Genomic DNA, 13,196 nt, shown 5'->3' with positions numbered 1-13,196 from the left:
GACCCCGTAAACCTTATTAAATCAAGGTTACGGGGTTTTTATTACATCATGCCGCCCATGCCACCCATATCAGGCATGCCGCCGCCTTGTCCTGCTGGTTCTGGCAAGTCTGCAACAACTGCCTCAGTCGTCAAGAACATTGCCGCAACAGATGCTGCGTTTTGAAGTGCTGAACGCGTCACTTTTGTTGGATCGACGATACCTGCGTCTACCATGTTCACCCATTCGCCGTTTGCTGCGTTAAAGCCGATGCCGACTTCTTCTGTTTTTAGACGGTGAACGATGATTGAGCCTTCAAGTCCTGCGTTTGTTGCGATTTGACGAACCGGCTCTTCTAGCGCACGAAGTACGATGTTGATCCCAGTTGCTACGTCGCCTTCTTGTGATTCAAGAAGTTCAGCTACTTTGTTGTAGACGTTGACTAATGCTGTACCACCGCCGGCAACAATTCCTTCTTCTACAGCTGCACGAGTTGAGTTCAAGGCATCTTCAATGCGAAGTTTACGCTCTTTCAATTCGGTTTCTGTAGCCGCTCCGACTTTGATGACTGCCACGCCGCCAGCTAATTTCGCTAGGCGTTCTTGTAGTTTCTCTTTGTCGAATTCAGAAGTTGACTCTTCTAATTGGCTGCGGATTTGACTAACACGCGCAACGATGTTTTCTTGGTTGCCCGCGCCTTCTACGATCGTTGTGTTTTCTTTTGTCACAACCACTTTTGATGCACGCCCAAGCTGTGCGATATTCGCTGTTTTCAATTCCAGCCCTAGATCCTCTGTAATCACTTCTGCGCCCGTTAATGCGGCAATGTCTTCTAGCATTGCTTTACGGCGGTCACCGAAGCCTGGAGCCTTAACAGCTACTGCGTTAAACGTGCCGCGTAATTTGTTAACAACTAATGTTGCTAGTGCTTCGCCTTCAACATCTTCAGCAACGATCAGTAACGGTTTGCTTTGCTGAACGACTTGCTCAAGGATTGGCAAGATTTCTTGGATGTTGCCAATTTTCTTGTCGGTTACTAAAATAAATGGATTGTCTAATACCGCTTCCATTTTATCTGAATCGGTTACCATGTATGGCGACTGGTAGCCACGGTCAAATTGCATACCTTCAACCACATCAAGTTCCGTTGTAAAGCCGCGTGACTCTTCTAGCGTAATAACGCCGTCGTTACCTACGCGTTCCATTGCTTCAGCAATCAGTTTCCCAACTTCTTCGTCACCAGACGAAATCGCTGCCACTTGTGCGATCGATTCTTTGCCTTCGATTGGTTTTGAAATCACTTTCAATTCGCCAATTGCACTTTCAACAGCGAGCTCGATTCCGCGACGAATGCCGACTGGGTTCGCACCAGCTGTTACGTTCTTCAAGCCTTCACGAATCATCGCTTGTGCAAGAACCGTTGCTGTTGTTGTTCCGTCACCCGCGATGTCGTTTGTTTTAGAAGCCACTTCCGCAACAAGTTTCGCGCCCATGTTTTCAAAAGCATTTTCAAGTTCGATTTCTTTTGCGATTGTCACACCGTCATTGGTGATTAACGGCGAACCGAATTTTTTCTCAAGAACGACGTTACGTCCTTTTGGTCCAAGCGTTACTTTTACTGTATCTGCTAATTTGTCTACGCCTCTCAGCATTAAACTGCGTGCGTCTTCGCTGAACTTAATCTCTTTTGCCATGTTTAGCTTCCTCCTGTGTCGTTGGGTTATTTTAGCCTAAAACTGCTAATATATCGTTTTCACGTAAAATCAAATATTCTTTGCCTTCATATTTCAATTCAGAGCCTGCGTATTTCGAGAAGATGACGCGGTCGCCAGCTTGCACGTCTAGTTCTGTGCGCTGTCCGTTTTCACGGATAAGTCCATTTCCTACAGCGATCACATGGCCCTCCTGCGGTTTTTCTTGTGCCGATCCTGGTAAAACAATACCGCTTGACGTTTTTTCTTCCGCTTCGATGAGCTCAATAATTACTCGATCTCCTAGTGGTCTTAACAAATGAAACACCCTCCTCAAATTATCTAAATGTTCTCGATTAGCACTCTCAACCTTTGAGTGCTAACCCATAACCAAGTTTAATAAAATCTTCAGTCTTTTGCAAGTAAGAACTACTATGATTTTGATTTCTTTGCGGTTGTCTGCTGAAAGCTCTACAATAGAAGGAGTTTAAAAGTGAAAGGAATTATATTATGCCCACTAAACGCAAGAAATTTATAGACACGTTTTTTGAAAAAGATGCTACCACTAAACCCAGAATTCAAAAAAGCAGCAATAAGCGACCTACGTACAAAGGCAAAAAAACACCTCTTTACGTATTGCTAATTTTCATCGCGGCTCAGCTGTCACCAATCTTGTTTATCGCGCCAACCTTTAATTATTTTGAAGGCCAAGGCTTAGACCGTGAAGCTGCCAGTGCTGCAACGTCGGGCTGGCTCATCTTCCTGACGATGGGTATCGGGTTTATCCTCACACTTATCTTTGTTTTCCGAGACAAACGCTTTTTTGATATATGGAAAGGCAAAAAGTCTTCTGTCTTACTGTCCATTGTCTGGGGCTTTCTTGGCTTCTTGTTGTTACTAATCGGTCAATCCGTTGCTGCTTTGATTGAAATGGAGCTTCTCGGCATTGATCCCGGTTCTGAAAATACGGCGTCCTTAGTGAACATTGCCGATGCCGTACCGCTCGCCATCGTCTCTATTGTGCTTTTCGGCCCGGTTCTGGAAGAACTGGTTTTCCGCCGCGTGTTATTTGGTTCTCTCAATCAGACTACCAATTTCTTTTTCGCAACGGCTGTCAGTGCACTAGTATTTGCGTTGATCCATTTTGACTTTACGCACCTGTTGCTGTATTTCACGACCGGCTTGATTTTGGCATTTCTATACCAAAAAACGAAAAGCATCATCACACCGATCATTGCTCACATTTGTCTAAACGGCTATGTAATGCTTATTCAGCTCAATATGGATAAAATTTTAGAATTCCAAAAACAAATGGAAAATCTGCAGTAAAAAAAGCCTTCCCCGATTTACTTCGGTGGAAGGCTTTCTTGTTGTTCTTTAATCGCTTGCTGCTGCTCAGCTTTTAAGAATTTACGATAACCCACTTTGGCAATGAGCACACTAAATTCATACAGTATGATTAGCGGCAATGTCACAATCATATGCGAGACGATGTCTGGTGGCGTAATAAACGCGGCAATAATGACTAACCCAAGATAAGAATACTTTCGGTATTTTGTCATGAGCATCGGCGTAATAATCCCGAGCCTTGTTAAAAACAACATCACTACCGGCAACTGGAATATTAAGCCAAACGGCAACGTAATTTGAAACAAGAATTGAAAATATTCATTGATACCGATCGTTTCTTGAATATCCATGTTATCAGAAATACTCAGCATAAATCCAATGACATAAGGGAATAGGATGAGATACGCAAAAGCGATTCCCCCTAGAAACAGCAGCACGGAAAATGGAATATAACTTAACGTCGCTCTCCGCTCTTTATCGAGAAGTCCAGGACTGATAAACGCCCAAAACTGGTACATAATCAGTGGCGAAGTGATAATCAAGGCTAAGATCATCGTCACTTGCATAAAAATCTTCAATGGATCTGTAATTTTGAAAGCATTCAAGGTAAGATTTTTAGCTTCCTCTGTATACTGCAAATACTGGATTAGCGGCTGGGCAAGAAAAAAACTGATAATAAGCGCTAATACAAAGAAAACGACTAGAATGGTCAGTCGTTTTCTGAGTTCTCCTATATGTTCAATTAACGTCATGTCTTTTTCAATCATCGGACAAACATCCTATCGTATTTCCTTTTGCTCGTCTTTCTTCTTCAACTCTACTTTATCGTCGTCATCGTCTACAAGTCCTTTTGTAGCATTTTTAAACTCACGCAAAGACGAACCAAACGCTTTTCCAAGTTCCGGTAACTTTTTCGGACCGAAAACAAGTAAAGCAACAACACCGATAATGATGATACTCATTGGACCTGGCATACGTTGCACCTCCTGTATTATGGCTCTATTTTACATCATTCGAACCGGTTTGGCTATTTCGAAAGAGCCTAGAAATGTGAAGTTTTTAAGTCATTGTTGCTTGATTTGGTAAATCAATGTCTGCAATTCCACTGACAAATCGATGGTTTGGACACGGATATGATCAGGCACTGAAATTCGTACCGGTGTAAAGTTCAAAATCCCTTTAATATCAGTCTTTGCCAAGCGATCTGTTACTTCTTGTGCCGACCTTGACGGTACCGTCAAGATGACTAGCTCCACGCCGTACTCTTTGATTTTCTCTTCAATCTTGTCCGGGTGATACGTATCAATATCGTTAATTTTTTCGCCTTCTAACGGGCTGTTCGAATCGAACGCCACAATGATTTTCGTATTGTGGTTGCGATGGAAATTATATTTTAGAAATGCACCGCCTAGTCCTCCAACACCGATTAAGGCTACATTAGTAGCTTCGTCTTGATCTAGTGTCTTACGGAAAAACAGCAACAGCTCTTGAACGTCATAGCCATAGCCTTTTTTGCCAAGCGCACCCAAATGGGAAAAATCGCGTCGAATGGTAGCAGAATCGATTTTCATCGCTTCGCTTAATTCTTGCGAGGAAATCCGTTTTTGACCGGCATTCGCAAAATTTTGAAGGAAACGGTAATACAGCGGCAGCCTTTTGGTTGTGGCTTGCGGAATTTTAGATGTCTCGTGTAACATACCTTTCGCATCCTCCTGAGGTGTTGTCAAATCGTTTTCATCTTACAGTAGGAGCCTTGATATGTAAAGGCTTGTGCAATTGCGAACAACTGCCCTATCAGCTACACTTAAAGAGAATAGAGGTGACCTACATGATTGTTTTACAAGTAAACCAAGTCCATAAATCATTTGGCGCAGAAGAGATTCTCTCAGGCGTTAAATTAGAAGTACAACACCGTGACCGCGTGGCATTAGTAGGCCGCAACGGTGCAGGAAAATCGACTTTATTGAAAATAATAGCGGGTGAAATATCGTACGATAGTGGCGACATTAGCATGCCGAAGGATTTAACGATTGGCTATTTAGAGCAACAGACCAATTTAGAATCCGACGCCACTGTTTGGGATGAAATGATGACGATTTTTCATCATTTCCGTGAACAAGAAGCCACACTTCGCCGTCTTGAAGGACAAATGGCCAATCCTGATGTCTACAACAACGCAACAGAAAACGATAAAGTCATGAAAGAATACGACCTGTTGCAACATGACTTCAAGGATGCGGGTGGCTATCAATACGAGTCCGATACACGAGCGATTCTCCACGGCATGAAATTTTATCAAGATGACTTTGACAAGAAAATAACCTCTTTATCCGGTGGCCAAAAAACCCGATTGATGTTAGCCAAGCATTTACTCAGTAAGCCACAACTGCTCATTCTCGATGAGCCGACCAACCACTTGGATATCGAAACCTTGAGCTGGTTGGAAAATTACTTGAAAAACTATCCGGGTGCGTTATTAATTGTTTCTCATGATCGTTATTTCCTTGACCAAGTCGTGACGCTCGTTTACGAAGTTTCCCGCCACCGTGTTAAAAAGTATACCGGCAACTACAGCCGTTACTTAGACGAAAAAGCAAAGCAATACGAACTGGACCAAAAGCAATTTGAAAAACAACAAGGCGAAAAAGCTAAGCTAGAAGATTACGTCCAGCGCAATTTGGCACGCGCTTCTACAACCAAAATGGCGCAAAGCCGTAGAAAAACTTTGCAAAAAACCGACTGGATGGAAGCTCCTAACGGCAATGAAAAATCAGCTAGTTTCGGCTTTACCATTAGTAAACAAAGCGGCAACGACGTTTTAAACGTTCAATCGCTAGAAATTGGCTATGGCGACAAACCCGTTTCTCGTGATATTTCATTAAAGTTATACCGACAAGAAAGTCTAGCTCTCGTTGGGCCAAACGGTGTTGGCAAATCGACTTTGTTGAAAACCATTATGAAAGAACTAAACCAACTCGATGGTAATATCCATTATGGCGCCGGCATTCAGTTTGGTTATTACGACCAAGAGCAAGCCAATTTAAAAGGCAACAAGCTCGTACTAAACGAATTATGGGATGATTATCCGCTTATTAACGAAAAGGACATACGCGGCATCCTTGGACGTTTCCTGTTTACCGGTGACGATGTGCTAAAGCCCGTTTCAACATTGTCGGGTGGCGAAAAAGCCCGCGTTGCACTCGCCAAGTTGATGATGCAAAAAGCCAACGTGTTACTTCTCGATGAACCAACTAACCACTTGGACCTGGACAGTAAAGAAGTGCTGGAGAATGCTTTATTGGATTATCCGGGCACCTTGCTTTTTGTATCGCATGACCGCTATTTCATGAATCGCATCGCGTCGAAAGTGATTGAACTTACGCAAGATGGCACGTCTGAATACTTGGGCGACTATGATTATTACGTAGAGAAAAAATTAGAAATTGCTGAACTAAAAGCACTCGATGAAGCCGGTTCAGTTACCGAAGCAAAAACGATCACTACAGCCTCTACTTCGCAAATCGATAAAGAAGCTAAAAAACTGGAACGTCAGCTTGTTCGGCAATCCGATGAAGTTGAAAAATCGATGGAACAACTAGATTTGCAAATCACTGAAATTGAAGAGCAACTTTGCCAGCCTGAAATTTTCCAAGATCACGAGCGAGTATTGCCGCTTCAAAATCAATTAGAAGAACTAAAAGCAAACCATGAAGAAACGATGACCCAATGGCTCGAACTTCAGGAAAAAATTGAAAATATTTGATTTTGACCGGCTATCTATTAGCCGGTTTTTATATTACTAGATATAGGTCAATAGGGTTTCATCAAATATTTGTTTCCACAGATTTTTCCACATTCTCCAGCTTGTCTTACCAACTGTCAACAGACTTATGCACATTATCCACAGGTAAAATAAATATTGTACACATAGTTTTCCACTTCAAACCACACAATATATAGAATAACCTCCTTTTATCCTCTAGTTATAAACAGTTTATTCACAAATTGTGCATAAGTACAAATGTTCTCTATTGACAGAACAATAGAGGCCTTTTGTATGATCGTCAGAATTTTCGTAAAAAAAAGCAAGTAATTTCACATATTTCAGTGTACCTGAAATGATGAAATTACTTGCTTTTATTAAATCCATGAGGTTAAAGACATACCCGGTCGACCGTTCATGGCCATTGTGCCAAACAATCCTTTTTCGTACATAATAGTTCCTGCTGCTGCAATCATCGCTGCATTATCGGTACATAAAGGCAATGAAGGAATATAGAACGGAATACCTTTTTCCTTAAATGTTGTTTCCAACGAATGCCGCAATCCTTTATTCGCAGCAACTCCACCTGCAGCAATTACTTGGCGAACTTTGTACTCTTTAGCTGCACGGACTGTTTTCCCGGTCACCACTTCCACTACACTGTTTTGGAAACCAGCGGCTACATGCTCAGGAGCTACTTTTTCTCCACGCTGCGCGGCATTGTGCATATAGTTTAGCACCGACGATTTCAATCCACTAAAGCTAAAATCATAAGAGCCTTCTTCTAGCCAAATTCGAGGAAACGTAATAGCTTCGTCACTAGCATGCGCCAATCGGTCAATATGTGGACCTCCTGGATAAGGTAGATCCAATGTCCGCGCTACTTTATCATAAGCTTCTCCTGCTGCATCATCGCGCGTTTCTCCAATAACCGTGAAGTCTCCGTGCTCCTTCATGTAGATCAGTTCTGTGTGTCCCCCTGAAATAACGAGTGCTAAAAGAGGAAACTCCATTTCTTGCTCCAAACGATTCGCATAAATGTGACCCGCAATATGATGAACTCCGATTAAAGGCAGTTGATGCGCAAAGGCAAAAGCTTTTGCTGCATTCACACCAATTAATAAGGCACCGACGAGTCCAGGTCCTTCTGTTACAGCTACTGCATCCAACTCATTCGGCTCCATGCCTGCTAGTTGCAACGCCTCTTCAATCACCAAGGTGATTTGTTCCACATGATGCCTTGAAGCGATTTCCGGCACCACCCCGCCAAAACGTTTATGGCTCTCGATTTGTGAAGCCACCACATTGGAGATGATTTCAGTGCCATTTTTGACAATGGACGCTGCGGTTTCATCACAACTTGTTTCAATTCCCAATATATAAATATCTTTATTCATTAAAGTTCACCCACATGACTATAGCATCTTCGTAATTGTCCGTATAATAGCGTTTACGAATGCCACCATTTTTAAACCCTAGTTTTCGGTAAAGATTTTGAGCAACCGTATTGCTGACACGAGCTTCAAGTGTCATAAGAACAGCCCCCTGCTCTTTTGCTGTATCAATGGCAGCTTGCATCAATCCCCCACCCAATTTTTTACCGCGCTGATCGGGATGAATCGCAATGTTTGTGACGTGTGCCTCATCCATCACTAACCACATTCCACAATATCCAACGATGCCTACTTGTGTTTCAGCAATCACGTAATAGGCATGTTCATTCGTCACCATTTCATGATAAAAAGCATCTTTCGTCCAAGGCAATGTAAAAGATAAAACTTCTATCTCATAAACCGCATCAAGATCTTCAAGTGTCATTTTTCGAAAACTGACTGTTTCGTTCATAACACTTTACCTTCTTGCGCTTTATTGTAAGTTGCTTCGGCTTCCGTAATTCGGCGGTATTCAGGAACAGCATGATGAACATCACTTTGCGTTGATTTCCGGGCCAGCATAATCAGATTCGTTGCACGCGGCAACCTATTCTGAATTCTGCTAAAGTGTGCCCCCTCGCCAAATATCTCCATGATTAGCGCTTCGTGCAACGCTGCATCAATTCCAGTAAACAGTACCGGACGATTGAGTTCCTTTGTTTTCAGTAGAAACTCTTTCACATCATTATGTTGATCAGCAAGCACTGACTCTAAACCACTACCTTCATACAAACCAATAAAAGCTGTGCCACGGCGGGCATCCATAATCGGACAAACAAGTCCGTCAAACCCTTGTTCATTCGCCGCAAGCACTTGTAAGCTAGAAACTAGATGGAGCGGAATTTTCAGTGACCATGCCAAGGTTTTCGCAATGGTCAGACCGATGCGCACGCCTGTATAAGACCCAGGACCTTCTGCTACAGCAATATGCGTCAGGTCAGTAGGCAATACTTTTGCTTTTTTCATCATTTCTTCTATCGCCGGCATAGCCGTCAACGAGTGATTGATTTTTAAGTTTGCTGTTTCTTCTATTAAGACTGTGTTATCTTCAATTAGCGCAATGGCTAATGGAGAGTTCGAAGTATCAATTCCAAGATAGATCATAGGTTTAGCTCCTTGCACAGATTTTCATAGCGCTTCCCAATCGGCTTGAGGATTATCTCGCGTCCTTGTTCAGACTGCCGATTAATCGTAATTTCCAGACGTTCTTTTGGCAAGTAGTCTTCTATAAAGATTGCCCATTCTATTACAGATACTGCTTCGCTACTAAAAAATTCATCGAATCCAATGTCTTCCTCGCTATTCTCAAGACGATAGACATCGAAATGATTCAAATCCAGTCGACCTGAGTACTGTTTCAAAATCGTAAAGGTCGGACTGTTTACCATCCGTTGAATACCAAGTCCTTTGGCTAAGCCTTTGGTGAAAGTTGTTTTACCTGCCCCTAAGCCCCCCGCTAATGTTAGAAGGTCTCCAGGTTCCAATTTGCTTGCTAGAGTGGCCGCAAAAACCTCAGTTTCCTCGGGCGAATTCAGCATTATTGTATTAGTCATTATCATGTCACCTCTATTGAGTCTTTACATAGTTTAGCGAAATAATCGTTGTAAATCAAAATATATTGTTTTTCTTTTCCGTTTGTCAATTTAAGCTAGACAGATCGACTCTATTCAGGTGACTCAAAAATGCCTCCAGAGGTGTACGGTAATCCAGCGACTTCCGTCGGATGTTATTCCGCTTGTCAACGACTGTGGAAATGAACGAATCGACCTCGTTGAAGTTCATTTCTTTTGCCAAACGGTCTTTTCGAAGAAGGCAGTTGGAGTGTTCATTCAAGGTGCTAGGATCCACAAAGTAAATTGAGACGTCGGACCAGCAGCGTTTTCCAGTTGGAGAATTCTTTCCTACAGTTAAACGTGATGAATTTGAACAGGTTTTTGGGAACCCCTTGAAACCACTGGTTTAACGCGGTTCCACTATCGCATGCCTTGCGTCCTATAGACTTCAAGGCGATGATACCTTTCGACCCGCGTGATTACTGCACTTTTGTGGCGGGCGCCCACAATGGTGTCGCCCTCGATGTGCCCGAACTCTTTTGGGAATGCAGGATAATCAGTTTCCCGTTCGGAAATAAGCCGTTTGAACGCCTGCTTCCCGCGTTGTTCCTGGTGACCACTAGGTTTCCCTTTCATCGGCAATGTGGCAACATCAAAGACTCGATTTTTGAACATGCAATAGAGCATCCGCACAGAACAATCGATTGCCGTTTCTACGTGACCCTTAATGACGACGGGAGTCCATCATTGCACCATCTTGTCTTGAATATAGATAACTTGTTTCTCCGGTAAGACCCGTTTTCGTCGGCCGCAATGTTTCTTGCTTTTCATGTATTGTGTGTAAAAATCGAGGGCTGTATGCCCCAATTTCAGAAAGCTGATGACATTGTAGGTTGGCTGCCTGGAACGGTTCAGGCATTCTGCAATGATCGTCATAGGTATATGTTGACGATGGTAGGATTCTATCATCACCCATTCATCGGTGATCACTCTGCTGTTTTCTTTGGTCGGAAAATACATGTAGCGTGTACCACGAATGGCTTTTTCAATTGTCTAGCTTAATTTTACAATCGGCGTTTCAAAAAAAAAAGATGAACACAGCGGGATCGCTGCGTTCATCTTTTAAATTACGGTCCCGACCGGGATCGAACCGGCGATCTCCTGCGTGACAGGCAGGCATGTTAACCGCTACACCACGGGACCAAAAAAAATAGACCAGCGACGTCTTACTCTCACAGGGGGAAACCCCCAACTACCATCAGCGCAAAAGAGCTTAACTGCCGTGTTCGGGATGGGAACGGGTGTGGCCTCTTTGCCATCATCACTGGACTATTTGGTTGAGTGTTTGTTCACTCAAAACTGGATAAACGACAGGTGAAACAAGCAAGTTTTTCGCATACAGTGTGTTGGTTAAGTCCTCGATCGATTAGTATTCGTCAGCTGCACGTATCGCTACGCTTCCACCTCGAACCTATCTACCTCATCGTCTTTGAGGGATCTTACTTGCTTGCGCAATGGGAAATCTCATCTTGAGGGGGGCTTCGTGCTTAGATGCTTTCAGCACTTATCCCGGCCACACATAGCTACCCAGCGATGCCCTTGGCAGAACAACTGGTACACCAGCGGTGTGTCCATCCCGGTCCTCTCGTACTAAGGACAGCTCCTCTCAAATTTCCTGCGCCCGCGACGGATAGGGACCGAACTGTCTCACGACGTTCTGAACCCAGCTCGCGTACCGCTTTAATGGGCGAACAGCCCAACCCTTGGGACCGACTACAGCCCCAGGATGCGATGAGCCGACATCGAGGTGCCAAACCTCCCCGTCGATGTGGACTCTTGGGGGAGATAAGCCTGTTATCCCCGGGGTAGCTTTTATCCGTTGAGCGATGGCCCTTCCATGCGGAACCACCGGATCACTAAGCCCGTCTTTCGACCCTGCTCGACCTGTACGTCTCGCAGTCAAGCTCCCTTCTGCCTTTACACTCTACGAATGATTTCCAACCATTCTGAGGGAACCTTTGGGCGCCTCCGTTACTCTTTAGGAGGCGACCGCCCCAGTCAAACTGCCCGCCTGACACTGTCTCCCAAGCCGATCAGGCTTGTGGGTTAGAATTTCAATACAACCAGGGTAGTATCCCACTGACGCCTCCTCCGAAGCTAGCGCTCCGGAATCTCAGGCTCCTACCTATCCTGTACAAGTTGCACCAAAATTCAATATCAGGCTACAGTAAAGCTCCACGGGGTCTTTCCGTCCTGTCGCGGGTAACCTGCATCTTCACAGGTACTATAATTTCACCGAGTCTCTCGTTGAGACAGTGCCCAGATCGTTACGCCTTTCGTGCGGGTCGGAACTTACCCGACAAGGAATTTCGCTACCTTAGGACCGTTATAGTTACGGCCGCCGTTTACTGGGGCTTCAATTCGCACCTTCGCTTGCGCTAAGCACTCCTCTTAACCTTCCAGCACCGGGCAGGCGTCAGCCCCTATACGTCACCTTACGGTTTTGCAGAGACCTGTGTTTTTGCTAAACAGTCGCCTGGGCCTATTCACTGCGGCTCTCTCGGGCTATTCACCCTACCAGAGCACCCCTTCTCCCGAAGTTACGGGGTCATTTTGCCGAGTTCCTTAACGAGAGTTCACTCGCTCACCTTAGAATTCTCTTCTCGCCTACCTGTGTCGGTTTGCGGTACGGGCACCTCCCGCCTCGCTAGAGGCTTTTCTTGGCAGTGTGAAATCAGGGACTCAAGGGTAAACCCTCTTGCCGTCACAGCTCAACGTATCAGAAATGGGATTTGCCTCATTTCACGCCTCACTGCTTGGACGTGCACAACCAACGGCACGCTCTCCTTATCCTTCTGCGTCCCCCCATTGCTCAAACGGCGGGGAGGTGGTACAGGAATATCAACCTGTTGTCCATCGTCTACGCCTATCGGCCTCGACTTAGGTCCCGACTAACCCTGAGCGGACGAGCCTTCCTCAGGAAACCTTAGGCATTCGGTGGACGGGATTCTCACCCGTCTTTCGTTACTCATACCGGCATTCTCACTTCTAAGCGCTCCACCAGTCCTTCCGGTCTGACTTCAACGCCCTTAGAACGCTCTCCTACCACGGATCTCTAACGAGATCCATCCACAGCTTCGGTAATCCGTTTAGCCCCGGTACATTTTCGGCGCAGTGTCACTCGACCAGTGAGCTATTACGCACTCTTTAAATGATGGCTGCTTCTAAGCCAACATCCTGGTTGTCTAAGCAACGCCACATCCTTTTCCACTTAACGGATATTTGGGGACCTTAGCTGGTGGTCTGGGCTGTTTCCCTCTTGACTACGGATCTTATCACTCGCAGTCTGACTCCCAAGCATAAATCACTGGCATTCGGAGTTTGTCTGAATTCGGTAACCCGGGATGGGCCCCTAGTCCAAACAGTG

The 13,196-nt window shown here is 44.6% G+C and carries 11 protein-coding genes, 1 tRNA gene, 2 rRNA genes and 1 pseudogene (1 of these 15 only partly in view); 2 read left to right on the top strand and 13 right to left on the bottom strand.

Features of this window, described 5'->3' with window-relative positions; genetic code table 11:
• Nucleotides 1–41 precede the first annotated feature (41 nt).
• Nucleotides 42–1,673: a chaperonin GroEL gene (gene groL, locus AJGP001_RS02855; RefSeq protein ID WP_071154661.1), complete on the bottom strand. Its 1,632-nt coding sequence runs from the start codon at nucleotides 1,671–1,673 to the stop codon at nucleotides 42–44.
• Nucleotides 1,674–1,704: 31 nt separating this feature from the next.
• Entirely contained in the window at nucleotides 1,705–1,989 is a 285-nt protein-coding gene (gene groES, locus AJGP001_RS02850) for a co-chaperone GroES (RefSeq protein WP_006831533.1), read from the bottom strand.
• A 191-nt stretch (nucleotides 1,990–2,180) separates the two neighbouring features.
• Here groES and AJGP001_RS02845 point away from each other — a divergent pair, with 191 nt between their 5' ends.
• On the top strand, nucleotides 2,181–2,999 hold the full coding sequence (locus AJGP001_RS02845; RefSeq protein ID WP_078080124.1) for a CPBP family intramembrane glutamic endopeptidase: 819 nt from the start codon (nucleotides 2,181–2,183) through the stop codon (nucleotides 2,997–2,999).
• Nucleotides 3,000–3,016: 17 nt separating this feature from the next.
• On the opposite strand, the gene tatC is transcribed toward AJGP001_RS02845, so the two are convergent.
• The 3 genes from tatC to AJGP001_RS02830 form a co-directional block, all read right to left on the bottom strand.
• The gene (gene tatC / locus AJGP001_RS02840) at nucleotides 3,017–3,787 is read right to left on the bottom strand and encodes a twin-arginine translocase subunit TatC (protein ID WP_058386359.1); all 771 of its coding nucleotides are present in this window, start codon (nucleotides 3,785–3,787) and stop codon (nucleotides 3,017–3,019) included.
• Between the two features lie 12 nt (nucleotides 3,788–3,799).
• Nucleotides 3,800–3,994 carry a twin-arginine translocase TatA/TatE family subunit gene (locus AJGP001_RS02835; RefSeq protein ID WP_058386360.1) on the bottom strand — a complete coding sequence of 65 codons (195 nt, stop codon included), beginning with the start codon at nucleotides 3,992–3,994 and terminating at the stop codon, nucleotides 3,800–3,802.
• 90 nt (nucleotides 3,995–4,084) lie between these two features.
• Nucleotides 4,085–4,717, bottom strand: coding sequence for a redox-sensing transcriptional repressor Rex (locus AJGP001_RS02830; protein ID WP_058386361.1), 633 nt, complete (start codon nucleotides 4,715–4,717; stop codon nucleotides 4,085–4,087).
• Between the two features lie 131 nt (nucleotides 4,718–4,848).
• Here AJGP001_RS02830 and AJGP001_RS02825 point away from each other — a divergent pair, with 131 nt between their 5' ends.
• Nucleotides 4,849–6,783 carry an ABC-F family ATP-binding cassette domain-containing protein gene (locus AJGP001_RS02825; protein ID WP_071154662.1) on the top strand — a complete coding sequence of 645 codons (1,935 nt, stop codon included), beginning with the start codon at nucleotides 4,849–4,851 and terminating at the stop codon, nucleotides 6,781–6,783.
• Nucleotides 6,784–7,160: 377 nt separating this feature from the next.
• Here the strand turns inward: AJGP001_RS02825 and tsaD are convergent, their stop codons facing one another.
• The 8 genes and pseudogenes from tsaD to AJGP001_RS02785 all read right to left on the bottom strand — a co-directional run.
• On the bottom strand, nucleotides 7,161–8,180 hold the full coding sequence (tsaD, locus tag AJGP001_RS02820; protein WP_058386363.1) for a tRNA (adenosine(37)-N6)-threonylcarbamoyltransferase complex transferase subunit TsaD: 1,020 nt from the start codon (nucleotides 8,178–8,180) through the stop codon (nucleotides 7,161–7,163).
• Nucleotides 8,173–8,628: a ribosomal protein S18-alanine N-acetyltransferase gene (gene rimI, locus AJGP001_RS02815; RefSeq protein ID WP_071154663.1), complete on the bottom strand. Its 456-nt coding sequence runs from the start codon at nucleotides 8,626–8,628 to the stop codon at nucleotides 8,173–8,175. Before rimI ends, tsaD begins: the two co-directional genes overlap by 8 nt.
• A complete protein-coding gene (gene tsaB, locus AJGP001_RS02810) occupies nucleotides 8,625–9,320 on the bottom strand; it encodes a tRNA (adenosine(37)-N6)-threonylcarbamoyltransferase complex dimerization subunit type 1 TsaB (RefSeq protein WP_078080123.1) in 696 nt (231 codons plus the stop codon). Before tsaB ends, rimI begins: the two co-directional genes overlap by 4 nt.
• Nucleotides 9,317–9,769 carry a tRNA (adenosine(37)-N6)-threonylcarbamoyltransferase complex ATPase subunit type 1 TsaE gene (tsaE, locus tag AJGP001_RS02805; RefSeq protein ID WP_071154664.1) on the bottom strand — a complete coding sequence of 151 codons (453 nt, stop codon included), beginning with the start codon at nucleotides 9,767–9,769 and terminating at the stop codon, nucleotides 9,317–9,319. Before tsaE ends, tsaB begins: the two co-directional genes overlap by 4 nt.
• Nucleotides 9,770–9,854: 85 nt before the next feature.
• A pseudogene (locus AJGP001_RS02800) lies at nucleotides 9,855–10,789 on the bottom strand (IS30 family transposase).
• A gap of 110 nt (nucleotides 10,790–10,899) precedes the next feature.
• Nucleotides 10,900–10,972 (bottom strand) — tRNA-Asp (locus AJGP001_RS02795).
• A 10-nt stretch (nucleotides 10,973–10,982) separates the two neighbouring features.
• Nucleotides 10,983–11,098, bottom strand: a 5S ribosomal RNA gene (gene rrf / locus AJGP001_RS02790).
• Nucleotides 11,099–11,175: 77 nt separating this feature from the next.
• Nucleotides 11,176–13,196 (bottom strand): 23S ribosomal RNA (locus AJGP001_RS02785); it runs 912 nt beyond the window's last position.

The organism is Planococcus faecalis (assembly GCF_002009235.1).
GTDB lineage: Bacteria > Bacillota > Bacilli > Bacillales_A > Planococcaceae > Planococcus > Planococcus kocurii.
The sequence above is the reverse complement of the archived record's forward strand: the minus strand, read 5'-3'. Positions and strand labels throughout refer to the sequence as shown.